Here is a 24,758-nt window from a genome sequence, read left to right as displayed (position 1 = left end):
CCAAGGATTAACCATTACCCATAAGTTCCGGGAAGAACGGGATGACGATGCGGCCATGTTGATCGGAATTGATCTGGGGACCACCAATAGCGCGGTGGCGATCTGGCGCGATGGGCGCAGTCAATTGGTTCCCAATGCCCATGGCGATTTTCTCACCCCCTCTGCGGTGCATATGGACACCTCGGGCAAGGTGAGCATCGGGGCGGCAGCGCTGGACAGGCTGGCCGATGATCCGGCCAATACGGCCACCAGTTTCAAACGCCATATGGGCACACAGCGCAGCACCTCGATGGGCGGCAAGGCATGGAATGCCGAGGAATTGTCCGCCTTGGTGCTCCGCTCGCTCTGCGATGATGTGGAGGCTTTTGTCGGCGCAAGGCCGGTGGAGGCGGTGATCACCGTGCCGGCCTATTTCAACGATCGCCAGCGCAAGGCCACGCGCCGCGCGGGCGAATTGGCGGGGTTGACCGTGCGGCGGCTGATCAACGAGCCAACGGCGGCCGCGCTGGCCTTTGGCTTGCAGGACAAGAGCGACCGCGAACCCTTTCTGGTGTTCGATCTGGGCGGGGGCACCTTTGACGTTTCCATCGTGGAAATGTTTGAAGGCATTGTGGAAGTGCGCGCTTCGGCGGGGGATAACCGTCTGGGCGGTGATGATTTCAACGCAGCGCTCGCCTCGCTGGCGCGGCCAAGAGCCGACCCGCAGGGCGTGCTGGATGGCTTGGCCCAGAACCGGCGTGAAGCTGTGTTGCTTCGCGCGGCGGAAAAGGCGCGGCGGGCTCTGACGCAGGCGGGCGAGGTGGAATTTGCCTTTACGCTGGGCGAGCAGACCTATGCTACGCGCGTAACCGAGAGCGAATTTGAGGCCGCCGTCGAGGGCCTGCTGCGCCGATTGCGCGATCCAGTGGTGCGTTCGCTGCGTGATTGCGGGATGGACCCGGCGGAGTTGAGCGACATTGTGCTGGTGGGCGGGGCCACCCGCATGCCGGTGGTGCGCCGCGCCATCACCCGCATGTTTGCCCGTTTCCCCAACAGCACGGTGCATCCCGATCATGCGGTGGCCTTGGGCGCGGCGGTGCAGGCGGGCCTTTTGGCGCGTGATGCCGCTTTGGAGGAAGTGCGGATCACCGATGTTTGCCCCTTCACGCTGGGCATAGATGTGGCCGAGCGTGATGCCCATGGCGCGATGGTGGATGGCCTGTTCTCGCCCATTATCGAGCGTAATACGCCGGTGCCGGTCAGCCGGATGGGCCGCTATCACACGATGGGCGACAATCAGAAAAAGATCGAATTGAACATCTATCAGGGCGAGGCGCGTCTGGTGGCGGACAATATCCGGCTAGGCCAATTGTCAGTGCCGGTGCCGCCGCGCCCTGCGGGCGAGATCAGCGTGGATGTGCGTTTCAGCTATGACAGTTCGGGCCTGCTGGAGGTCGATGTCTCGGTTCCCGAAACCGGCCTGACCCGCAATCTGGTGATTGTGGATGAGGAGGACCGGCGCGATGCCAGGGAGATGGAGAAAAGGCGCGAGGCGCTGGCCCGTCTGAAATTCCACCCGCGTGAGGATGCGGTGCATGTGGCGCTGATGGCGCGGGCAGGGCGCATGTATGAGGACCATATTGGCGAGTTGCGCCAGATGATCGGCCATTGGATGACCGCCTTTGCCGGAGCGCTGGAATCGCAGGACCTGCGCCGGATTGCCGAGGCGCGCACCATGCTGGAGGCGCGGCTTGAGGAGTTGGAAGGGCCCGCGATCCTGTGATGCAGGGCTTCCCATGGGGCGAATTGGGCCTGCCCGTCGATAGCGATGCGGGGGCGATCCGCCGCGCCTATGCGCAAAAGTTGAAAGCCATGGATGTGGATGCCGATCCACAAGGATTTGCCCGTCTGCGCGAGGCGCGGGATGTGGCCTTACAGCGGGCAAAGCGGGCGGTTCCAGCGGTGGATGCGCCGCCGGCGGAGCCAGAGGTTGCAGCGCCGCCCCTGCCTTGGCCCTTGGCTGGCGCCTTGATCCTGCGCGAGGGTTTTGGCGATGTCACCGCGCCCCTGCCCGATCCTTCCGGCGCCATGCCTTTCATCGCTCCCGCATGGCGCGCTTCGGCAGAGCAAGGGCTGGTGCCGCATGTGGCATGGCCCTTTTTTGCGCCGGTGCTGGACAGGGCGGGGCCATCGCTCAGCCTGATCCAGCGGCCTGATGAGCGGCTCTATGCCCTGTTGCTGGAAGGTGGCGATGATCTGGCGCCCATGGGGGCGGAGGAAGAGGCCGAGGCGCAGGCCTGCCTTGCCGCGATCCTGGCCGATGCTACCACCGGCAGTCTGGCCCGCCATGATGCGATAGAGGCATGGCTGGCCGATGTTATGGCGCGTAGCTGGCCACGCTGTGCGCCTTTGCTGGAGGATGTGGCGCAGGTGATGGGCTGGTCGGGCCGTGCGGGCCATCTGGGGGAAAGCCCGCAGGTGGCCTTCCTCACCCAGCGCCTGGCTGGCTATCAATTCCAGCGCGACGTGGCCTCGCCCGATCATCCCCACCATGCCGCTTGGGAAGAGTTGAGCCGTGATGGCGAGGCCGGATGGCTGCGCCGCAGGCTGTTCCGCGCCAAGCGTATTTCCGCGCTGCTGACCCATATCCGCCGCCATTATCCAGAGTTGGAGGACCATCTCAATTATAGCCGCATCCAGTCATGGACGCACAAGGCGGAGCAAAGCTGGAGCTTCAACTGGTATGTGCCAGCGGCAATTCTGGCCTTCCGCTTGCTGGTGTCTTTCTTCTCCCCCGATGAGGACAAGGCGAAAGAGCAAGAGCAATGGCGCAACAAAGCGTTTGCCCAACAAGTCTCGCAAGCGATTGAGGGCAGTTTCGGCGCGGGCCATGGCACGGACTGGCTCAAGGCGCATCAGGGCGAATTGGCCGATACTTTGGCGGCCAATTTGAGCCTGAAGGATCAAGTCCCGCCCGAGACCCGCAGCCCCGCGCAAGTGGTGTCCGACATCATCCGCACCCGCAGCTATTTCGCGGCAAGGCTGGCCGGTGGGCAGGAGCTGGATCAGGCGATGGAGCAAAGGCTGGCGGTGCTGGATGCCCTGCGCGGGGACGATAGGGGCTGTGAATTGTTTCTGGCCAGTGGGCATACACCAGCGGGCCTTGCGCTAAAGCCCGAAGTGGGCGCGGCGGCGCAAAAGCTGTTTACCCGCCAAGCGGAGGAGGGGCGCTTGGTCCGGTCTATGCCCAAGGGTGGCAATAGCGCCACCGTGCCCGGCCTGTTGGTGCGCAAGGTGAAGGTGGAAAGCGGGCTGGACATGGATCGTGTAACTGCCGCCATGCAGAACAAGGGCAGCGCTGCCGATCGCTGTCTGGTCACCCGCGCCTTGCTACGCGCCACCTTGCGCTGGAAGGGCAAGGAGCGCGAAGCGATTTTGAGCACGCTTTAGAAGGCGGGGTTGAAGTTGAAATAGATCGGGTTGGACAGGGCGACCATCGTGCCGGAATAGCCCGCCGACATGGGGACTGCGGCGTAATCGGCCTGCGGGCCTTCCACTTCCAGACGGTAATAGGCGCGCTTGTCGGCGGGGGGCGTGTCGGTGAAAGTGGCCTCGCCCTTGCTGGCATCCACTGGCACCGTGGCAAAAACCTCGCCGTCGCGGATCACCCGCACGCGATATTGCACCCAAGGGATCGGGCATTGGGCCAGATGAATGCGAAAGCTCACCGGCTTGCCGGTGCCGCGCAGATTGTCGCCCATCATGCCATCATCGCGCCCGTCTCCATCCAGATCGACGGAAAATTCCACGCGCGGGTCCTTGGGATTGGCGCTGATTGCGGCATGGCCCTGTGTCAGCGCATCCACCACGCCCTGCCGGTCGCGCGTTTTGGCATAGACCCAGGTGGTGGGCGTGCCGACATAGTTGGACAGGCGCTCATCGCTCTTGGCGCTGCGGTCTTGCGGTGTGTCGGGCCAGCCATGGTGGGAATCGCTGCCACCACGTCCCGCGATCATTCGGCCCGATTTCAACATATCGTCCCACACGGTCAGCGCGGGCGGGTTCTTGGCCCAGTTCGAACTGTTCCACACCTCGATCGAGTCCACCATGTCGAAGGAAAAGCCGAAGTGATCCTTGTTGGTGGGATGGTTGGCCGACATATGCACGCCCATCGCCTTGCGCAGGCCGATCAGCTTGATGTCGCGCTCGTCGCTCATCCGGCGCAGCAATTTCTGGTCATAGGGATGGGCGGAAAAGACATTGGTATGCCCGCGGTCGGTGGTCCATTCCGCGGCATAGAGCAGCACGATCCTGTCCGAGCGCCATTGCGGATCAGCCCATGTGTGATGGGCCGTGTCGCCGTCAACATGGTTGTCATGATCGGTAATGCCCAGAAAGTCGAAGCCTTCGCTCTCGGCAAAGCTGATGATTTTGCCCACGGCATTGTTGGTGCTGTCCTGGCTGTGGCGCGAATGGAGATGGAGGTCGCCCTTCATCCACACGCCTTGCGCGCCGGCAGGCGAGGCCGTGCCAAGCATACAAGCCAAGGCCATGCCCAGAGCGGTTACGGATTTCTTCATGGGCAGTCCCTCGCTTGACATCGGGCCACGGATCGGCGCCGGTGCTGGGCAAGGTCTTTGCAACAAATAAGATACCAATGCAATGCCAATTAAGCGTTATGGTTCAGCGGCAGCATTCCGGCACGGGGGTGATGGCATGGCCGTGATTGAACCATGTGATCAAATTGTCCGCCACCAATTGCCCCATCGCCTGCCGCGTATGGTGCGAGGCCGAACCGATATGGGGCAGCAGCACCAGTTGCGGCATATCGAGCAAGGCTTGGGGCACTTGGGGTTCTTGTTCGAACACGTCCAGTCCGGCGGTCAAGATCTCGCCGGCCTGTAAAGCGGCGATCAGTGCCTGTTCGTCCACCACACTGCCCCGCGCGACATTGATCAACACGCCAGTGGGGCCCAGCGCCTGCAAAACCTGACGGTTGATCAGATGGCGCGTCGCATCCCCGCCCGGCACAATCACGATCAGCACATCGCAGGCGCGGGCCAGTTCGGTCAGGTCAGGGTAAAAGGGATAGGGCATATCCGGCTGTGTCCGGCGCCCGTGATAGGCAATCGAGACGCCAAAGCCTTCCAGCCTGCGCGCGACTGCCTTGCCAATATTGCCCAGTCCGACAATGCCGATCTTGCGCCCGCGCAGCGTGGGCGACAGGGGAAAGGCACCGTTTAACCAGCGCCCTTCGCGCAAATGGCGCTCGGCCTGCGGGATCTGGCGCAAGGTGGCCAGCAACAGGCCCAGGGTGAAATCGGCCACTTCATCATCCAGCACGCCCGGCGTGTTGGTGACGGTGATTCCTCTTTCCACCGCCAGCCCGACATCCACATTGTCATAGCCGACGCCGAAACTGGCGATAATGTCCAGCGCGGGCAAATGGTCGAGCAGTTGGTGATCGACGCGGCCATAAAGCGTGCTGGTGGCGATGCCGCGGATCTGGGGGCCTATGGCTTGCAAAAAGGCGCTCTGATCGTCCTGTTCCCACAGGCGATGGAGCGTGAATCGCGGCTCCAGCGCCTGTGCGACAGAAGGATGCATCGGGGCGGTCATCAAGATCGGGGTCTGGGTCATCGGGGGCAGGATAGACGGCAAGGAGGCGCAAGGGGAAGGGGGCAAGAGCCGCGCTATGTCCGCTAGATGGTTAGGCCGGTTGACAAAGTGAATATACGTTTCATATACGAATTGCATATCGAGGTATAAAGGTTCCCCCATGGGCATTGTGAAAATTGACGAGCAACTGCATGAAGACATCCGCCGCGCCAGCACGGTGATGTGCCGCTCGATCAATGCGCAGGCCGAATTCTGGATGAAGGTCGGTATGCTGGCAGAGGCCAATCCGACCCTGTCCTTCAATGATATCGTCAAGGCGCAATTGGCGCAGGCGCAAGTGCATATACCGGCGGTGGCTGCCTGACATGATCAAATCCCCCGCCGAAATCGACCTGATGCGCCAATCGGGGCGCCTATTGGCCAGTGTGTTCGAAATGCTGGATGGGCAGGACCTGGCGGACAGGACCACGATGCAGGTCAATGATCTGGTCGAGCGCTTTATCACGCAGGATCTGAACGCCCGTCCGGCCAGCAAGGGGCAATATGGCTTTGCCTATGTCCTGAACTGCTCGATCAATCAGGTGGTGTGCCATGGCGTGCCCAGCGATGCGGTGGTGATCCGCAAGGGTGACATTATCAATCTGGACATTACGCTGGAAAAGAACGGCTTTATCGCCGATTCCAGCAAGACCTATCAGGTGGGCGCAGTGCCCCATGCCGCCCAGAAACTGGTGCGCGCGGCGCAGGAGGCCATGTGGCAGGGCATCCGGCAGGTCAGGCCCGGCGGGCGGATGGGCGACATTGGCCACGCGATTGAAAGCTATGCCCGCCAGCACGGCCACAGCGTGGTGCATGAATATTGCGGCCATGGTATCGGGCGCCAAATGCATGAAGAACCTCAGGTGCTCAATTTCGGTCGCCCCGGCACGGGCATCTTGCTGCGCGAGGGGATGGTGTTCACCATCGAGCCCATGCTCAATCAGGGCAAACGCCAGACGCGAACCTTGCGCGATGGCTGGACCGTGGTGACCAGCGACGGCAAATTGTCCGCCCAGTTTGAACATACCGTGGCGGTCACCAGGGAAGGGGTGGAGGTTTTGACCCTGCGCCGCGACGAAGCCCATCGTGTGCGGCAAGGTGGGGCGCAAGCACAAGTATGAGCAGCTTTGGCATGATTTGAATAGCGCTTCCTCTTCGTCTCCCGCTAATGTCGCCGCCGGAAAAGGATGTACGGGAGAATGGAGATGATTGCGCGTCGGGCCTTTTGCGTGTCGGGTGCCCTTGTTGCCTTGGGGATAGCGGCTCCGGTTCTGGCCAAACCTGCGTCAGAGGTCATCTATATCGGCCAGCATGGTACCACCATTCAGGCGGCCCGTTTCAACCCTGTCGATGGTTCGCTCAATCTGGTCGGGTCGGTGGCCGATAGCCGCCGCTCGACATGGGCCTTGGCCCATCCCCGCCTGCCGATCGTCTATTTCAACGAAGATCCGCCCGCCGATCAGGAACCTTCAGGCGGGGTGAAGGCCTTTGGCATCAATGCAGCGACCGGCGCCCTGACTCTTTTGTCCGATCAACGGGTGGGGGGGGCTGGCACCACCCATCTGTGGTTCGATAAAGCCTCGAACACCATTCTGGCGGCCAATTATGGCGCCGGTTCGCTGGTCACTTTGCCGGTCAAGCGCGATGGCACGGTGGGCGCGCCGACATCCACCGTCAAATTCACCGGATCGGGCCCGCATAAACGTCAGGGTAGCTCGCATGCCCATGGCGTTTCGGTCTCGCCCGATGGCCATTGGGCTTTGGTGACCGATCTGGGCGCGGACCGTGTCTGGGTGGTGCCGTTTGATCGCCAGACTGGAAAGCTGGGCGCGCTCGATCTGGCCTCGCCCCATCATGCGGTGTTGCCCGCCGGTTCGGGGCCGCGCCATATGGCGTGGTCGCCCTCGGGCCAATATCTCTATGTGCTGACCGAATTGACGGCCAGCCTGCTGACCTATCGCTGGGATGCGGCCAAGGGGCAATTGGCGCTGGTCGATAGCCAGAGCACCGATGCGGCGGGCTATACGGGCGATAAAAGCGCCTCGGAAATCGCGATCAGCCGAGACGGGCGTTTCCTTTATACCGGAAACCGTGGCGACAACACGCTGGTGGTCTTTGCCTTGAATGGCACGACAGGCGCGGCCAAAATGGTGCAGCGGGTTTCGTCGGGCGGGGTGATGCCTTGGCATTTCACCCTCCATGCCAGCGGGCGTTGGGTGCTGGTCGCCAATCGGGGCAGCGATAGTGTCAATGTCTTGGCGCGTGATCCCAAGACCGGCCTGCTCTCTGCCACGCCGAACAAGGTGAGCGTGACCTTGCCCGTGCAGGTTTTTTCGCGCGGGCGATAGGTTGGACCACAGAACGGGCTTTGAATGGCCCTTGGCGTAGGTTTGATTTTGCAACAGCGCCACAACAGCGAAGATATCCGCTGATGTGGCGCTGTTGTGCCATGCGCTAAAGGAAAACCGGACGGTGTCAGGCTGAAAGCCCTCGATCCGGTACATGCGGAGAAAACTGGATGGATCGCAGGAATTTTATCGGAGCCTCGCTCGCTTCATTGGCCGCTGGCGCTGCCAAGGCTGCGGTGCCCACCGTGGGGAAAAAGGGCACGCTGCTGATGAACCGTATCGCGCCTTCCATCTCGCAATTGCATATTGCCGATCTGGATGGTTCGAACGAGCGCCAGCTGCTGGCTGATACCAAATTTGAATATAATGGCGCGCTTTCGCCCAAGGGCGATTGGGTGGTGTTCACATCAGAGCGCGTGGCGGATGGCCAAAGCGACATTTTCCGCGCCCGTCCCGATGGAACAGGGCTTCAGCCTTTGGTGGTGACGCCTGCCATGGATGATGCGGGCGTGCTCTCGCCCGATGGTACCAAGCTGGCTTTTGTCTCCACCCGCAATCCCACAGCCGCCAATGAAGGCCGCGCCAATATCTGGGTGCTGGACATTCCGACGGGTAAGCTCAAGCAATTGACCGGCACGCCCAGCGTGCATGGGGAAAGCGGGTTGCCCGATGGCTATTTCCGCCCGCAATGGTCGCCTGATGGGCAATGGATCGCCTTTTCCACCGATCGCAACACGCGCTGGACGGGGCACCATGGCGGCGCGGGCTGGGAGCATACGCAAGAGCTCTCGATCTATAGGATCCGGCCTGACGGGACCGGCCTGACCAAGGTCGCCTCGCGTCCGGGCTATTGCCTTGGTTCGCCCAAATGGTCGCCGGACGGGCGGCATATTGTGTTTTATGAAATGACGGTGGAGGCGACCTGGGGTGCGCGCCGTCCCAATTTCATTGGCAAGGCGCCTTCGCAGATCGTCTCGGTTGAACTGGCCACGGGCGAGCGCACGATCCACACCAACGGCGATGATCTGAAACTGCAGCCGCAATTCCTCAGCAACAAGGAAATCGGCTATCTGGTGAAATATGGCCCGCAGGAGGGGCTGCATTATACCTCGGACCGCGCGCCTCTGCTGCGTAACCTGCGCTCTCCCAACTGGACCCGCGATGGCAAGAGCGTGATTTACGAGAAAGTCTCGTTCCAGCCCATCCGCCCGATGTTTAAGCCGCTCTATGGCTGGGACAAGGCGTGGGATTACCGGCATATGGACGTGTTCCCCATCATGTCGCGCGATGGCTGGCTGGTCTATACCGAGAAGCAATTGGGCAATTCCTCGATCTACATCATGCGCCCCGATGGTTCGGGCAAGCAGAAGGTGTTTGAATCCTCGGGCCATGGTCTGGACTTGGCCAAGGTGAAATTCGGCCTCGCCGGTGCCTTCCAGCCTTCTTGGTCGGGTGATGGACAATGGATCGTGTTCGGCCTTGGCTATTGGTTCACCGAGAGGTCGACCGAAACCGCCGCGATCTGGCGCGTGCGTCGCGATGGTACGGGCGCGGAGCAATTGACCGATGGCACCATCCATTCCGGCTTCCCCAGCGTCGATCCGGCAAACCCCAACCGCATCGTGTTCCGTGTGTGGAGCGAGAAGGAAAAGGGCCTGCGCATCATGGACTTGAGCACGCGCCAGATCACCGTGTTGACGGAAGGATTCGACAATCTTCCCGGTTGGTCGCCCAATGGCAGATGGATCGTGTTTACCCGCAAGCGGACCGATGGTAATTTCGACATCTATACGATCCACCCCGATGGCTCGAACCTGCGCCGCGTAACCACCCATGAATCGAGCGATGGCCATGCGGTGTGGAGCTATGACAACCAGATCATGTGGAGCGGATCGCAGCATGGCTTCCGTGACGAGGCCGCGCTTTATGAGATGACGTTCCAGCAATATGGCCAGATCTACATCATGAACGCCGATGGATCGAACAAGCGGATGCTGACCGACAGCAAGTGGGAGGATTCGATGCCGATCCTTGTCCCCAACCACTGATCCAGGCTTAAGCTTTCACGACCTGCCCGGCATGGCCTTCCCCCATGCCGGTTTTTTTATGGCGCGCTGCGATGGCCAAAGAAAACCCCTCCATCCGTCACGGGATGGAGGGGCAAGGCTGACTGCCACATGATCAGATGGCAGGGTGGTTAGCAATCCGTCTGGTCAGAAATCCATGCCCAGCGTCACGCCAAAGGTGCGCGGCGCACCGGCATAGCCATTATCGCCGCTGTTGGTGGCGCTGATCTGGCTGCGATAGAAGGCGTTGGTGAGGTTCTTGCCCCAGAGGCGGGCGTAATAGCGCTCGCTGTTCGACTTCCAAGTCAGGCCCATGTCCAGCGTATTATAGGCGGCCTGCTTGACGCGTTGGTCTGCGGTAGCGACAAAGCCGCCATTATAGTAATAATTGCCCGACAGGCTGAACAGGCCGATGCTGGTGGGAACATCCCAATTGCCGCCAAGGCTGAAGGTGAAGTCGGGCGTGTTCTGCAGCTTGCCCCCGCTGGCATCGCCGCGCAGCAGGCAATTGCCGCCCAATTGCGCGGTGGGGCTGCCGAAAGTGCCAAGGCAGCCGGTGTTGGCCACGGTGGCGCCAGCGGCATTCACAAAGGTGTAGCTGCTGGGCGAGAAGCCAGCGGCCACCGGATAGGGGATCGAGATGATCGCATCGGTGAAGGCTTTATAACGGGCATGGGTCCAGTTGATCCCGCCGAACAGGCGCAGATGGTCCGTCGCCTTGAAAGTGACATCGGCGTCCAGACCATAGATACGCGCGCCTTGGCGGGCATTATAGACATTGTTGACGCCCGCGATCACCTGAATGACCTGCACCGCGGATTGGTCGTAATAATAGCCGGCCACGTTGAAGCGCAGCTTGCGGTCCAGCAGGTCGGTTTTCAGGCCCAATTCATAGGCATCGACCACTTCAGGCTCCAGCACGCTGAAAGGCGTGGAAATCTGCGGCACGAAAGTGCCCGAACGGAAGCCGCGGTTATAGCTGGCATAGACCATCGCTTCGCGCGAGAGGCGGTGATCGACCGACAGGCGCCAGGTCAGCTTGCTGAAATCGCGGCTTTCGGGCGTGTAGCCGGTGGTGGTGGTCACGCCCGTGGCGCCATTATAGGTCACGCGGGTGGCGCTGATATCGCGCGTGTCGCTGGTATAGCGCAGGCCTGCGGTGATCTTGGTCGCCTCGTCCAGCTTGTAGGTGGCATCGGCAAAGGCCGAATAGGATTTCAGTCCGATGTCCGTGGTGTCATCGGAATAGCCATTGCCGCCAAAGGTGGTGAGGCCGGTGGTGCGGCCCGGATATTGGCCGGAACTGCTCTGCATGTAAAATGCGCCCAGTACCCAATTGAGTGGGCCATTGCCGCTGGAGATCAGGTCGATTTCCTGCGTGAATTGTTTGTCGCGGTTGTTGTTGTCGATGCGCAGGCGGGCTTGCGCGGTGCCATCGGGGTCAAAGAAAGTGCGCAGGTTGGTTTTGCGATAGGCGGTGATGGAGCGCAGATTGGCAAAGCCCAGCTTGCGGTCAATGGTCAGGCTGCCGCCCGATTGCCGCCCGCGCAGGGTGGGGTCCATGTCGGAATAGATGTCGCGCTGCGGATTGCCGCCCATGGCCGCGATAACCGCTGGCACATTCTGCCCTGCCGTGTTCAGGCCAAAGGTGACAAAGGCGGGATCGGCGGCATTGCGGCCATAGATATCACCCGACAGCAGCACTGACGTCGCCGCATCCGGCTCCCACAGGATTTTGCCGCGCATAGCATAGGTTTCATCGGTTTGCACATCATGGCCGGTTACGACATTCTTGCCAAAGCCCTTGGCGCGCTTGTCATATTGGCCCGACAGGCTGACGGCGAGCGTGTCGGTCAGGCCGGTCGAGAAAAAGCCTGCCGCGCTGGAGCTTTGGTAATTGCCATAGCCGATGCGGGCGGAAAGTTTGGTGTCATGGGTGGGTTTGCGTGTGCTGACCTGAATAAGACCGCCGGTGGCGTTGCGGCCAAACAAGGTACCTTGCGGGCCTTTTAGGACGGCGACCTGATCCACGTCGAACAGCGATTGCAACGCACCAATGGCCGAGCCGTAATAGACCCCGTCTACATAGACCGCGACGGGGTTTTCGATTCCCGCCCCTTGCCCCGTGGCGCCCACACCGCGAATACGCGGCAGGCCAAAGCCGCCCGCCGCCGTGGTGACATTGAGCGCGGGAACGGCCGCGCGCAGGTCTTCGGTGCTGGTCACGCCAGTGGCGGCAATATCCTTGCCCGACAGCGCGCTGATCGCCACGGCGACGTTCTGGGCATTCTCGCTACGCTTTTGCGCGGTGACGATGATTTCGCCTGGCTCGGACTGTTGCGCGATTGCGGGTTGGGCGAGAGCGAGACTGGCCGATAGGGCCATAAGGCTGGGCGCAAGGCGCCCCTTGATCGCGGACATGATGGAAATCTCCCTGTGGTGGCCTCGGGGGCGACCGCTTTTGTTTGGCTGAACCCAAACTAAACGAAGGCGCGGGCCTTGGGAGATAAGAAGCTTGTGCGAAGCCTTCGCATTTACAGGAGAGGCGAAAAGAGATCGGTCGGGGTGATAAGAAAACGGCCGGAGCGGGTCAGGCTCCGGCCGCTTGCATGGCTTGCAACAGGGCGGCGGGCCTTAGCCCAGATTGGCCGTCACATCATCGAACAGCTCGTCCACGCTCAGCTTGTGCGGGATGATCTTTTGTTCAAATGCCCATTCGACCGCCAGTTCCAGCCCCTTGCGATTGGCCTCCAGCCCCATCGGCGGGAAGGGATCGGGCAAGCCGCCTTCGGTCAGCTCGCGGCTTTCCTTGATCATGCGATAGATTTCACGCACGGCTTCGGGGTTGTTCTTGGTCAGATCCTGATGCACGACAAAGATGTGGTTGATCGGCACCACGCCAACACGCGCGAACCAGTCCTTGGCCGCGTTGAAGGGATCGGGCACCAGACGTTCGACGCGCGGATCCTTGGGCAGATCGACGCCTTGCAAGGTTGCGGCCAATTCGCCATCCAGCATCATCTGGCCGATATTGCTGCCCTTGGGCAGGCGGGTGCAATTGGCCGGATCGCTATATTCTTCCAGATGGCCTTCACCCACGGTGTAGAAATGCACCTTGTCGAGATCGACGCCATATTCATGACTAAGGATGCCGCGCACCCACAGGCCGGTGGTCTGCGCATAGGTTCGCACGCCCACCTTCTTGCCTTCGATATCCTTGGGGTTCAAATGGCCCAACTCGCGGTTAAAGCCCGCGCAATGGTGCTGGAAACGCCCCGAAACCGGTGCGGGCAACAGCACCCATGGCTTGTTGTAGCATTTGGCCTGAAGATAGGTGACGATGGCCAGTTCGCCGCAATCATACATGTTGCGACGGAGCATATCCTTGAACCCGCCCTGTGCCGGATCGGGGCCGCACAGATCGAGCTTCACGATGTCCGAAGACACGCGCCCGTCATGGATCGCCTTGGTATAGGGCGAGGGGGCCAGATTGGTGCGCAAAGTCAGCAAACCTTGCTCTACAGTTGCCATTGCTGCTTTCTCCTGCATGTATGCGTTTCAGGCAGCACAAGACCTTCGGCCAAAGCCCGAATGACGCGGTTGGTTCCAAGAAGGGAAGGGCAGCCTTGTGAGGCTGCCCAGTTGGCTTAGAGGCGGACTTCGATCAGTTTGGGGCCCGGTTCCTTCACAGCATCGCTGAGCGCTTTGGTGAAATCCTCGGCGGTTTCCACGGCCAGACTGGGCACGCCCATGCTGGTGGCCATGGCCAGCCAGTCGATGCGCGGATTGCCGATGTCGATCATTGCCATCGCCTGAGGCCCCGGTGTGCCCGCGCCCATATTGGCATATTCGGCCTTGAGGATCGCATAGCTGTTGTTGGCGAAAATCACCGTGGTGATGTTCAGCCCCTCACGCGCCTGCGTCCAAAGCGACTGGATCGTGTACATAGCCGAGCCATCGCCCACCATGCAGATCACCGGACGGTCGGGGCAGGCCAAGGCTACGCCCGTTGCCACCGGCGTTGAATAGCCGATCGAGCCGCCCATATTGTTGATCAGATCATGGCGCGCCGCGCCCATGGTAAGCCCCATGCTCTCGCGCCCTGTGGTCAGGCTTTCGTCCACCACAATCGCATCCTCGGGGATGGCGACGGCCAGTGCATGGGCAATGCTGATCGGGTTGAGGGCACCGACGGGCGGCACCGTGTCCAACGCGGGCTGGATCAGTTGCGGCGCATCGGGGGCGACACCCAAAGCATCGAGCAGCATTTCAAAGGCCAGCTCGCTATTCTCGTCCGCCTCGGCCAGCGCATGGACGCTGGTGCCTTCCTTTTTCATCAGGCTGGGCTTGTCGGGATAGGAGAAGAAGGCCACCGGCTCGACCGTTTCCACGGTGATGAGATGCTGGAAACCGTCAAGGAAAGCGGTTGCCTGCCCTACGGCATAGGGAATGCGCTCGATGGGCGTGCGGCCTGCGCCGCGTTCGATACGGGCGGTGAAAAATTGCGAGCCAAGACGCGCGCCGGTGGCCTTGGCCACTTTGCCCGCCAGTTCCAGCGCACGGCCCCGCGTGGCGCGATTGGCCAGAATGATCATCGCCGGTTCGCCGGACTTCAGCACTTTGGCGATGTGGTCGATGCGGGCCTGTATCGGCGCCTTGCGGGCGGCGGGGCGAGCGGGGGGCACAATCGGGGCTTCCACTGCGCGCCAGCTGACATCGCCGGGCAGGATCAATGTCGAGATTTTGCCCGGATGTTCGCTGGCGACCTGCACGGCTTGGCTGGCGTCCCAGGCGATCGTGTCGGCGCTGTCGGCGCGCCGCACCCAATGGCTGAGGGGACGCGCCAGACCTTCGATGTCCGAGGACAAAGGCGGGTTATATTTGAGGTGCGAGATCGAATGCTCGCCCACAATATTGACCATGCCGGAGGAGGCGCGTTTGGCATTGTGGATATTGGCAAGGCCATTGGCCAGACCGGGCCCCAGATGCAGCAAGGTCGAGGCTGGCGTTTCCTTCATGCGATACCAGCCATCGGCTGCGCCCGTGGCCACGCCTTCAAACAGGCACAGTACCGAGCGCATCCGCGGATTATCCAAAGCGGCCAGAAAATGCATTTCCGACGTGCCGGGATTGGCAAAGCAAATGTCCACGCCATGATCGACCAGCGTGTTGACCAGCGTGGTCGCGCCGTTTTGGGGACCGGTCATGGGCTCAATACCCCGCCATTTCGCGCGCCTGCCCAATGACACCATAGGAGCGCTGGGGGGCGGACATCAGGAAGCGATAGCCTTCGCCGATCAGACGTTCGACATTCTTGGCATTGGTGTGCGGGTTGCCCACCACCACATTGTGCTTCTTGCAGGTCTCCACCACCTTGGCCATGGCGCCCAGCACTTCGGGATGCTCATACTGGCGAGGATAGCCCAGTTCCTGAGACAGATCGCCCTCTCCGATCAGGCAGAAGCCGATGCCGGGCACATTGGCCAGCATATCGTCAAGGTTTTCAATCGCCTCGGTGCTTTCGATCATCAGGCCGACCAGCAATTCGCCCTGCGGCGCCAGCGGCCAGACATCGGCCTTGGCGTAATATTCGGCCTGAGATACGCCCCAATAGCGCGCCGCCGTGGCCGGACCATCGCCGCGAACGCCCTTGGGTTCATACAGAGGCGCGTTCTTGGGGCGGGCATAGCGGCAGGCGGCAACCGCATTATAGGCCTGCTCCACCGTCTTCACATGCGGGGTGACAATGCCGTAAACGCCGCGATCCAGCGCCTGCTTGGCCTGCCACTGGTCCATCTCGCCACCATTGGCGGGGATGCGGACGATTGGGGTGACAGCAGGGGCCACGCTATCGGCGCTGAAAATCTGCTTACGGTTGAGCAGATATTGCAGGAAATCGCCCAAAGCGCTCATGTCGAAAGGATTATGCTCCATTTCGACCACCAGCCCGTCATAGGGGCTGTCCTGCAGGTCAATGGCGCTCTGCTTGTCGGCCTTGGCAAAGCAGGTGAAGGCGGGCTTGCCGGATTCAAAGGCGCGGATGATGCCGTTGAGGCGGGTGCTCATGATAGATTTCCTCAAATGTCTGAATTTCAGGCTTCAGGCGCCTGCCAATACATAAAGCCCATGCCTTCGCCGGTGCCCGCTTCGGTGCGCCAGCAAGGCACGTAATCGACCAGTTCCATCTGCGCGCCGGTGGGTTGCAGCGCCATCATCACGATGGAGTAGATCTTCACTTCCGACGTGCCGGACTGGTAATAAGTGTCGGGAATGGCGGCCAAACCTTCGTAATCATAGGCGGCCAGCTTGCCCATCACATCGCGGTCGAATTCCTCGTCATTGACGAAATGGGTCAACCCGCCCGACGCAATCACCGCCACGCGCACATCCTCGGGCCATGCGGCAATCGCTTCCCGCAGCACGCGGCCAAATTCAATGCAGCGTTTCATCGAGGGCTGCGTTGGCGGATAGAACAGGTTGAACAGTACCGGCACATGGGGCGGGGGATTGTCGCCCATGATCTGGTGATAGACGAAGCTATAGGCATGGGGCACGACCGGATAATCGGGCTTGTAGCCCTGACGCTGGGCCATCCACACGTTTTCCGGCCATGCCTGCAGATCGTTGAGGTCAAAGCCGGAGTTCTGGAAGGCATTGATCAGATAGGTGGCAAATTCGGGATAGGCCTTGTGCACGACATGATGATCGGGCGCATAGACATCGCGCTGAGGCGGGCCGTTATGGACGTCCTCGCCGGTGTAGATGGTGATGGACGGGCTTTGATCGGGCCAGATTTCCTTCTGGTCCTTGCCCAGAATGATGGCCACATCCACCTTGGCATCGGCATAGGCCTGCGCCATCTTGTCCAGCGCGCTGCGGCAACGGCCAGCGCGTTCGGTACGTTCCTCCAGCGTCAGGAAGGGCGCGAAAGCGGCACCGCGTTCAGCTTCCAACTCGGGATAGGTCCAGGTTCGGCCCTTGTACCACAAGGCGGGGTTCTTGCGGTCACGTTCGCCATTGTTCAGCCAGTCTTCGGGCTTTTGCCCCAGCATGCCCGAATGGGGAACGGCCATTCCGAAAACGATCTTTGCCATACTATCCTCTTGCAACTTTCCCGGACGTGTAAAGGTAAGGCGTCGGGGGTCGCCAATCGAATTGGTGGTAAGGGTGAAAGGCTTTGCGCCTCAGCTCTCGTTGAGTTTGGGGGCCCATTCGGGGCGCAGCAGGACCCATGTGCCCGCCGCACCAATCAGCAGGAACACAAAGATCACCTTCATCGGCAGGTCATAGCTGCCGCTGACCGCCAGCAGCCAGCCCGACAGACTGGCCGAAACGCCGCCCGCCAGGCTGGTCGCCACCTGTTGAATGCCGGTGACAAGGCCAACCGCCTGCTTGGGGATCAGCGTCAGGCGGCACAGCGCCAGATTGTTGGCCGTGGCCAAACCCAGCAGGGTGAGCGAGGTGACATTCCAGAACAGGGCGGTGTTCAGGTCAGCCGCCGTCGAGCCCAGCAAAACGGTGCAGCCGCCAAAGAAGCCCGCGATGACAAAGCCCTTGCGCACCAGCACGGGGTCCTTGCCCTTGGAAATCAAGTAATCTGCCGCCCAGCCTGCGATGGCGGCCATGATGGCGATACCGGCAAAGCTGAAGAAGGTGAACACGCCCGACTTGGCCAGCGACAGGCCACGCTTTTCCACCAGATAGGCGGGCATCCAGGTCATGCAGTAGAAGGTGAAATAGCCATAGCAGAAATTGGTGAGCATGCCGCCCCACACCACCGGGCTTTTGAGCGCGCCGCCCAGCGTGATGCCCGAAGCCTTCTTCGCAATGGCCGCGCGTTCCTCGGGCTTGGGCAGGTCATCGCGCACCAGCATGATCCAGGAGGCGAGCCACAAGATACCCACCGCGCACATGGCATAGAACACCGCGCGCCACGAATAGTTGTAGATGAGCCAAGCCGCCGCAGGCGCCCCGATAGCCGGGCCGAATTTGTTGCCCATGGCAAAAATGCCCACCGCCAACCCACTGCGGCTTTCATCGAAATTGTTGCGGATCCAGCGGTAGGAGGCGGGGATGACGATGGCCTCGGCCACGCCCACCAACAGGCGCGCGCCAAACAGCACGGGCAGCAGGGTGATCGTGCCGGTCACCGCGCAAATGACGCACCACATGCCAAAGAAGATCGCATAGGGGCGTTTCACCCCATAGCGGTCCACCAGCCAGCCCATCGGCACTTGTGCTATGCCATAGGACCAGAAGAAGGCAGAATTGATCCAGCCCCGCCCGACATTGGACAGGCCGAATTCTTTGACGAAACCCTTGTCGGCAATGGCAGAGCCAATGCTGGTGCGGTCGATGAACGAGATCAACACACCCAAAGCCAGCAGGAACAGGATAAACCAGCGCGCACCGGACGAAAGGCCTGTGGCTTCGTCCGTTTCAATTGTTGCCGTTGCCGGTGATGTTGCGGACGTAGCCATGCAGGACCTCTCGAACAGTTATTCTTGCTATTAATCGGCCAGATCGGGATAAAGCTTCTGCGCGGTCTTGCCAAAGATCCACGCGCGGTCTTCATTCGACAGGCAGGCCAAACGATCCTGCGCGGTGGCCAGAATTTCGGCCAAAGTGCCCGGCGAGGTGGGGAAGTTTGAACCCCAAGCCAGACGATCGGCGCCAAAGGTTTCAACCACCTTGGGGAAGAAGGTTTCGGGGCGGGCCTCGCCCTTCTTCACATCGCCCATGATGCGCGGGGTCAGCTTCATATAGACATTGCTCAGATCGGCCATGTCCCACAGGCTTTGCGCATTGGCATAAGGGGGGCCATCCAGCACATCGGGGCGACCCAGATGGTCAAGGATGATGTTCACATTGGCAAAGCGGGTGGCCAGATCGCGCACCTGCGGCAGGCCGATGGGGCCGGTCTGGATGCACATGGGAATGCCCAGTTCCCCCAACAATTCCCACGCCGGATAGGCGGCAGGGTTCTCCAGCTCGGTGGGGTCGAAATCCTTGGTCGACCCGCCGGTGAAGATGCGCAGGCCTTTCAGCCCCTTGGCGGCCCAATCCTTGATCGTGGCCACCGCATCGGGTGCGGCCACATCCACGCTGCCCACCGCCAGCAGACGATCGGCATAGGCGTTGCAGCCATCCACCACATAGGAATTGTCAAAACCATAGGTGGTGGAGGAGTGAACCACCGCCGCCTTGGCGACACCGGCATCGTCCATCGCCGCGATCAACGCTTCGACGGTGTTGGGGCGTTCCTGCGACCATTCCGAACGCTTGCCAAACAAAGGCGCAGGGGGATAGCGGGTCTCGTCATCCGAGATGATATGCGGATGGATGTCGATAATGCTCATGCATTCTCTCCGGAAAGGTTAGAGGCCTTTGGCCTTCAGATGGGCGTCCAGACGCGGATAGACGCGGCGGGCATTGCCTTCGTAAATGGCGTGACGATCGGCTTCGCTCAGCGCCTCGCAGGCGTCGACATAGCGCTTGGTATCGTCGAAATAATGGCCGGTGCAGGGGTCCTTGCCGCGCACGGCGCCGATCATTTCGCTGCCGAACAGCACGTTGGAGGTGGGGACCACCTTGGTCAGCAGTTCCACGCCGGGGTGGTGATAGACGCAGGTGTCGAAGAAAATATTGTCCAGCAGCCCTTCGAGCGGACGGTCCATCATTTCAAGGCTCATGCCGCGATAGCGGCCCCAGTGATAAGGCACAGCGCCGCCACCATGCGGGATAACCAGACGCAAAGTGGGGAAATCCTGAAACAGGTTCGATTGCAGGATCTGCATGAACACGCTGGTGTCAGCATTGAGATAATGCGCGCCCGTGCCGTGGAAATTGGGGTTGCAGCTGGCGGCGACATGCACCATCGCGGGCACGTCCAGCTCGCACAGGGCTTCGAACAGGGGATACCATTCCTTGTCGGTGAAGGGCTTGCCGGTCCAGTAACCACCGGTCGGGTCGGGGTTCACATTCACGCCGACAAAGCCCAGCTCGTTAACGATGCGCTTCAGTTCGGGAACCGAATTCTTCGGCGGGGCATAGGGCGATTGCGGCAACATGCCCACCGGAACGAAATTGTCGGGATAGATATCGCACACGCGGCGAACCAGATCATTGCTGATCGTTGCCCATTCCAGACTGGTGCGCTCATTGCCCAGATGGTGGCTCATCAGGCCCGCGATGGGCGAGAACAGGGTGATGTCCGAACCGCGCTCCTGTTGCAGCTTTAACTGGCCATTGCCAACGCCTTCGCGGATTTCATCATCCGACACATGGGCCGCCGACAAAGGCGGGGCGCTGGCAGGAGTTTCGGCATTGGCAACCTGCGCGGCACGGAAATCGCGGAAGGACTTGGGGACGGTCGTGAAATGGCCGTGGCAATCGATGATCATGCTATCTCCCGTGGGGCATCGCCCCAGCGTGTTTTACAAGGTTGCCCTGATCCTAGGCCGGACGGCGGCTTTGCGGACATTGATTCTGGGTCGCGATGGATAAGACTTGATCGCAGGCAAGGGGTGGGGGCCATGGGTACGAACGCGGGCGAAGCCCCAAAGAAAAGCGCCACGGCAAGGGCTTGAGAGCTTGCCATGGCGCAGGTGGGGTATTGAAATTGCGATGGTCAGGCGGTCTGGCTGACCTTGCTCGGGTCAACGAACAATTCGTCCATGCTCATGCGGCGCGGGATCAGCCCTTGATCGAAAGCGGTCTTTTCCAGAGCTTCGATCGTGGCGCGGTTTTCCTCGATGCCATAGGGCAGCGGGTCATGGCCGACGATCTGGGTCAGCGCCTTGTACTTCAAGGCAACCTTGCTGCTATCCTCGCCCGAATGCATCTTTTCCAGCCACAGGTCCTTGGCCTTGGTAAAGGCATCGTTGAGCGACTTGGCCACCCAGGGATGTTCCTCCAGCACCGAATCCTTGACCACAATCGTGCCATGCATCGGATAAACCTTGGTGCGGGCGTAATATTCCGTTTCCAGTTCGACCGCATTGGGGAACAGGTCGGGATAGTTGGTTTCCACTTCCTGCCAACCGCCGGTCGGCGCGCCGGTGCGGCCAATGCCTGCCGCGCCTTCGAAACCGGCGATGATATCGCCGCGCGCCATCATATCGGCCAGACTGTCGCCAGCGGGGACATGCTTGACATTGGCGGGCAGGTTCAACTCCTGCACATGCTCTTCATCATCCACCCACCAGGTGATCTTGTTGTTGTCGACGCCGAATTCGTCGATCAACACTTGGCGCGTCCAAACGCCGGTGGTGACGGAGTAGGCGCGCACGCCGCATTGCTTGCCTTCCAGATCCTTGGGGCTGGTGATGCCCGCATCGGGGCGCACCAGCAGGCCCGAATGGTGGAAGCGGCGGACGACGAAAATCGGCAGCGCCTTGAAAGGCTTACCATAGGCTCGAGCAATGATGTAGGTGGTGGGCGCGATTTCGCAAACGTCAAAGGCCAGATCGCGGACCATGCGGCGGAAAGCGCCGATCTGCGGCTTGGTGACAATGAATTCGGGCTCGACGCCCTCGATTTCGATTTCGCCCGAACGGATCGCCGCCGTATGCGGATGCTCCGTCGAAATGGCAATTTTCAGTTTCAGTTTGGACACTGGATCTCTCCCCAAGCTTGGAACGCGCTGCATCTCTTTGCGCGCAGGGGCCCATCGTCAATGGCCGCGCCCACATACCAAAGGCTTGCGACACGCTTTGAATAGACCTTGCCTTGCGGTTTGCCGATGCAGGCGGGCAAGCGGATTTACGGGCTATTCAAAAGATGTTTTGCAACTGTATCGCAATTGCCACTGGAAATGTGTTTTCGATAGAGATAAGTAGGGCCACGGACGAGGGTTGCCAAGGTGACAATAAATGGCGAAAAATAGCCGTATTTCCAACGTAGATGCTATCAGTTTCCGGCAGTTGAAACTGTTCGAGAGCATCGGCCGACTCCAGAGTGTGCGCCGTGCTTCAGAAGACTGTAACTTATCACAACCGGCGGTAACTCAATCACTCTCCAAGCTGGAGGAACTGGTTGGCGCAAGGCTGGTGGAAAGGCGCGCCAGCGGCTCCTATCTCAACCATGATGGCGAGGTGTTCTACCGCCGCGTCTCGCGCTTCCTCGCCCAGTTTGAGGAGGCTTTGGTGGCCTTTGGCGTAGAAGGTGGCGAGGGCGGCGCGCGGGCTGTTGCAGGCCGCCTGTTGCGCTCGCAGGTGCGCGCGCTGATCGCGATTGTCGAGGCGGGCAATATTGCCCCTGCCGCGCAGGTTCTGGGCCTGTCGCCTGCCACTTTGCAGCGCGCCGCGCGTGATCTGGAAAGCAATATGCGCAAGAGCCTGTTCTATCGCACGGCGGCGGGCACGGTGCCCACGGTGGACGCGATGGAATTGGGCCGCCGGTTCAAGCTGAGCCTGCAAGAGATCGAATGGGGCATCCGCGAACTGGGCGCCGAACATGGCAGCGAGGTAACGCCGATTACCGTGGGCGCCATGCCTTTGGGCGGCAATGTGCTGCTGGCCTCGGTGCTGGAGGATTATCTGCTGCGCGAACCGCGCGCGCAGGTGCTGGTGCGCAATGAAAGCGCGGCCGAAATGCTCAAGCGCCTGCGGGCCGGTGATGTGGATTTCGTGGTGGGTCTGGTGCCTCTGGAGGCTGCCGATGACCTTGATTGCGCGGCCCTGACCCGCACACCCTATTCGGTGGTGGCGCGTAAAGGACATCCCTTGCTGCGTCAGGACAAGGTCAGCGCCGAGGATCTGGTGGATTGCGAATGGCTGGTGGGCGCACCCGGTTCAAGCCGCCGCGCCTGTTTCGAGCAATTGTTCCCCGGCCATGAGGAAATTCGCAAGCCGGTGGCGACCACGGCCTTGCCTATCATCAAACAATTGCTGTTGGCCAGTGACCGGCTGACCCTGATGACATCCTATGAATTGCAGCATGAAGGCGAAGGCATGGCGGCTTTGCCCTTTGGCCCGATTTCGCCGGTGCCCTCGATCGGGATCACCACGCGGGCGGGGTGGTTGCCCACCCGCGCCCACGCGGAATTTATCCAGATTATCCACGAGAAGATGGCCGCCTCGCGGACGACGCGTTCAGTCGAACTGGTGGCGGGGTAGGTTGAGCGGGTTGCCCGCTTGCAAGGCGGCGGGCAACAACGCATCGGGCAGCGCCTGATAGCATACCGGACGCAGGAAGCGATGGATGGCCATGGCGCCTACCGAGGTTGTGCGCGGGTCGCTGGTAGCGGGGAAGGGGCCGCCATGGACCATGGAACGGCTGACTTCCACGCCGGTGGGCCAACCATTGGCCAGAATGCGCCCCACCTTGCGTTCCAGCACAGGCATCAGGCTGGCGGCGAGGGGATAATCGGCCTCGACAATATGCAGCGTGGCGGTCAATTGCCCTTCCAGACCTTCCAGCACGGCAAGCATTTCCGCCGTATCGCGGCAGCGCACCACCAGCGAGGAGGGGCCGAAGACTTCATGGGTCAGCGCAGGGTTGGCCAGCAGGGCGGAGGCAGCGACCGCCAGCAAGCTAGCCGCGCCTTCGACCGTCCCGCCGCTCTCGACGCCAGTGGCCAAGACTTCGACGCCGCTCTGGCTTTGCAGCGTGGCGATGCCTTGCTGATAGGCCTTGGCAATGCCGCCGGTCAGCATCACCTGCGCGGGCACTTGCGCCAAGGCCTGCGCGGCATGGGTCAGGAACTGGTCAAGCTCGGGCCCTTCGAGTGCCAGCACGAGGCCGGGGTTGGTGCAGAACTGACCGGCAAACAGGCTGAGCGAGCCGACAAAGGCCTTGGCCAGCGCCTCGCCCTTGTCGGCCAAGGCGGCGGGGGCGAGGATGACGGGGTTGATGCTGCTCATTTCGGCATAGACGGGGATCGGCTCGGGGCGCGCTGCGGCCACGGCCATCAAGGCCATGCCACCGCCACGCGATCCGGTGAAGCCCACTGCCTTGATATGGGGATTGGCCACCAGCGCAGTTCCCAAAGCGTGATCGGGGCCTTGCACCATGCTGAACACGCCTTCGGGCAGGCCGCAAGTGGCGACCGCTTCGGCAATCGCCTCACCCACGAGCAGCGAGGTGCCGGGATGGGCGGGATGGGCCTTGACCACCACGGGGCAGCCAGCGGCCAAGGCAGAGGCCGTGTCACCGCCCGCCACGCTGAAGGCCAGCGGGAAGTTGGACGCGCCGAACACCGCGACGGGGCCGACTGCAATCTGGCGGCTGCGCAGGTCGGGGCGGGGCAGGGGCTGGCGTTCGGGCAGGGCGGGTTCGATGATGACACCGGCCCATACGCCTTCACTCAGAACTTTGGCAAACAGGCGCAATTGGCCCGTGGTGCGGGCCAATTCGCCCGTCAAACGACCCTGTGGCAGGCCACTTTCCAGCATGGCGCGGGCGATGATCGCTTCGGCGCGGGCCTCGATGGCGGTGGCGATGGTTTCAAGGAAAGTGGCGCGTTGTTCGGGCGTGGTTTCGCGGTAAGCATCAAAACCCTCGCTTGCCAGTTCACAGGCCTGCGCCAAAGCTTCGGGCGGGGTGACCGAGAAATCGCCGGGCAAGGGCGCGCCGGTGGCGGCTTCGATGCCGTGGAAAATGGCGCTGCCCGCTACGCGGCGGGCACCGATCAAAGAGAGACCATCCATGGGAATTCCTTTTGGCTGTAAGGCTGGCGCAGGTGTTTAGGGCCTGCATCCCTATG

19 protein-coding genes are annotated in these 24,758 nt (G+C 61.3%); 7 read left to right on the top strand and 12 right to left on the bottom strand.

Annotated elements, in window-relative coordinates; translation table 11 throughout:
* Window positions 1–55: 55 nt before the first annotated feature.
* Together EOE18_RS07780 and EOE18_RS07775 are read left to right on the top strand one after the other, a co-directional pair.
* On the top strand, window positions 56–1,762 hold the full coding sequence (locus tag EOE18_RS07780) for an Hsp70 family protein (RefSeq protein WP_127707923.1): 1,707 nt from the start codon (window positions 56–58) through the stop codon (window positions 1,760–1,762).
* Window positions 1,759–3,429 carry a hypothetical protein gene (locus EOE18_RS07775; RefSeq protein ID WP_127707921.1) on the top strand — a complete coding sequence of 557 codons (1,671 nt, stop codon included), beginning with the start codon at window positions 1,759–1,761 and terminating at the stop codon, window positions 3,427–3,429. Before EOE18_RS07780 ends, EOE18_RS07775 begins: the two co-directional genes overlap by 4 nt.
* On the opposite strand, the gene EOE18_RS07770 is transcribed toward EOE18_RS07775, so the two are convergent.
* Together EOE18_RS07770 and EOE18_RS07765 are read right to left on the bottom strand one after the other, a co-directional pair.
* Window positions 3,426–4,559 carry a CehA/McbA family metallohydrolase gene (locus EOE18_RS07770; protein ID WP_127707919.1) on the bottom strand — a complete coding sequence of 378 codons (1,134 nt, stop codon included), beginning with the start codon at window positions 4,557–4,559 and terminating at the stop codon, window positions 3,426–3,428. The two genes, EOE18_RS07775 and EOE18_RS07770, sit on opposite strands and share 4 nt — an antisense overlap.
* 103 nt (window positions 4,560–4,662) lie before the next feature.
* A complete protein-coding gene (locus EOE18_RS07765) occupies window positions 4,663–5,619 on the bottom strand; it encodes a 2-hydroxyacid dehydrogenase (protein WP_127707917.1) in 957 nt (318 codons plus the stop codon).
* A 139-nt stretch (window positions 5,620–5,758) separates the two neighbouring features.
* Between EOE18_RS07765 and EOE18_RS07760 the strand changes: the two genes are divergently transcribed.
* From EOE18_RS07760 to EOE18_RS07745, 4 genes are all read left to right on the top strand, one after another.
* The gene (locus tag EOE18_RS07760; RefSeq protein ID WP_127707915.1) at window positions 5,759–5,962 is read left to right on the top strand and encodes a ParD-like family protein; all 204 of its coding nucleotides are present in this window, start codon (window positions 5,759–5,761) and stop codon (window positions 5,960–5,962) included.
* Between the two features lies 1 nt (window position 5,963).
* Window positions 5,964–6,758: a type I methionyl aminopeptidase gene (map, locus tag EOE18_RS07755; RefSeq protein ID WP_127707913.1), complete on the top strand. Its 795-nt coding sequence runs from the start codon at window positions 5,964–5,966 to the stop codon at window positions 6,756–6,758.
* Between the two features lie 84 nt (window positions 6,759–6,842).
* Complete coding sequence (locus EOE18_RS07750) at window positions 6,843–7,985, top strand: lactonase family protein (RefSeq protein WP_164852698.1); 1,143 nt, start codon at window positions 6,843–6,845, stop codon at window positions 7,983–7,985.
* Between the two features lie 170 nt (window positions 7,986–8,155).
* Window positions 8,156–10,033 carry a TolB family protein gene (locus tag EOE18_RS07745; protein ID WP_127707909.1) on the top strand — a complete coding sequence of 626 codons (1,878 nt, stop codon included), beginning with the start codon at window positions 8,156–8,158 and terminating at the stop codon, window positions 10,031–10,033.
* A gap of 165 nt (window positions 10,034–10,198) precedes the next feature.
* On the opposite strand, the gene EOE18_RS07740 is transcribed toward EOE18_RS07745, so the two are convergent.
* From EOE18_RS07740 to EOE18_RS07700, 9 genes are all read right to left on the bottom strand, one after another.
* Complete coding sequence (locus EOE18_RS07740; RefSeq protein ID WP_127707907.1) at window positions 10,199–12,472, bottom strand: TonB-dependent receptor; 2,274 nt, start codon at window positions 12,470–12,472, stop codon at window positions 10,199–10,201.
* Window positions 12,473–12,685: 213 nt separating this feature from the next.
* Window positions 12,686–13,582, bottom strand: coding sequence for a type 2 periplasmic-binding domain-containing protein (locus EOE18_RS07735; RefSeq protein WP_127707905.1), 897 nt, complete (start codon window positions 13,580–13,582; stop codon window positions 12,686–12,688).
* A 116-nt stretch (window positions 13,583–13,698) separates the two neighbouring features.
* Window positions 13,699–15,258: an acetolactate synthase large subunit gene (locus EOE18_RS07730; RefSeq protein ID WP_127707903.1), complete on the bottom strand. Its 1,560-nt coding sequence runs from the start codon at window positions 15,256–15,258 to the stop codon at window positions 13,699–13,701.
* 4 nt (window positions 15,259–15,262) lie between these two features.
* Complete coding sequence (locus tag EOE18_RS07725; protein WP_246027319.1) at window positions 15,263–16,117, bottom strand: HpcH/HpaI aldolase family protein; 855 nt, start codon at window positions 16,115–16,117, stop codon at window positions 15,263–15,265.
* A gap of 26 nt (window positions 16,118–16,143) precedes the next feature.
* Window positions 16,144–17,145 (bottom strand): DODA-type extradiol aromatic ring-opening family dioxygenase, encoded by a 1,002-nt coding sequence (locus tag EOE18_RS07720; RefSeq protein WP_127707901.1) that lies wholly within the window; start codon window positions 17,143–17,145, stop codon window positions 16,144–16,146.
* Between the two features lie 90 nt (window positions 17,146–17,235).
* A complete protein-coding gene (locus EOE18_RS07715) occupies window positions 17,236–18,531 on the bottom strand; it encodes an MFS transporter (protein WP_127707899.1) in 1,296 nt (431 codons plus the stop codon).
* A 30-nt stretch (window positions 18,532–18,561) separates the two neighbouring features.
* Entirely contained in the window at window positions 18,562–19,410 is an 849-nt protein-coding gene (locus EOE18_RS07710; protein ID WP_127707897.1) for an amidohydrolase family protein, read from the bottom strand.
* Window positions 19,411–19,428: 18 nt separating this feature from the next.
* Window positions 19,429–20,454: an amidohydrolase family protein gene (locus tag EOE18_RS07705; RefSeq protein WP_127707895.1), complete on the bottom strand. Its 1,026-nt coding sequence runs from the start codon at window positions 20,452–20,454 to the stop codon at window positions 19,429–19,431.
* Between the two features lie 227 nt (window positions 20,455–20,681).
* On the bottom strand, window positions 20,682–21,668 hold the full coding sequence (locus EOE18_RS07700; RefSeq protein WP_246027318.1) for an ABC transporter substrate-binding protein: 987 nt from the start codon (window positions 21,666–21,668) through the stop codon (window positions 20,682–20,684).
* A gap of 256 nt (window positions 21,669–21,924) precedes the next feature.
* On the opposite strand from EOE18_RS07700, the gene EOE18_RS07695 reads away from it, so the two are divergent.
* Window positions 21,925–23,169 carry a LysR family transcriptional regulator gene (locus EOE18_RS07695; protein ID WP_127707891.1) on the top strand — a complete coding sequence of 415 codons (1,245 nt, stop codon included), beginning with the start codon at window positions 21,925–21,927 and terminating at the stop codon, window positions 23,167–23,169.
* Here EOE18_RS07695 and EOE18_RS07690 read toward each other — a convergent pair.
* Window positions 23,146–24,702: an aldehyde dehydrogenase (NADP(+)) gene (locus EOE18_RS07690; protein ID WP_127707889.1), complete on the bottom strand. Its 1,557-nt coding sequence runs from the start codon at window positions 24,700–24,702 to the stop codon at window positions 23,146–23,148. The two genes, EOE18_RS07695 and EOE18_RS07690, sit on opposite strands and share 24 nt — an antisense overlap.
* Window positions 24,703–24,758: the final 56 nt, after the last annotated feature.

It is taken from the genome of Novosphingobium umbonatum, assembly GCF_004005905.1.
GTDB lineage: Bacteria > Pseudomonadota > Alphaproteobacteria > Sphingomonadales > Sphingomonadaceae > Novosphingobium > Novosphingobium umbonatum.
The sequence above is the reverse complement of the archived record's forward strand: the minus strand, read 5'-3'. Positions and strand labels throughout refer to the sequence as shown.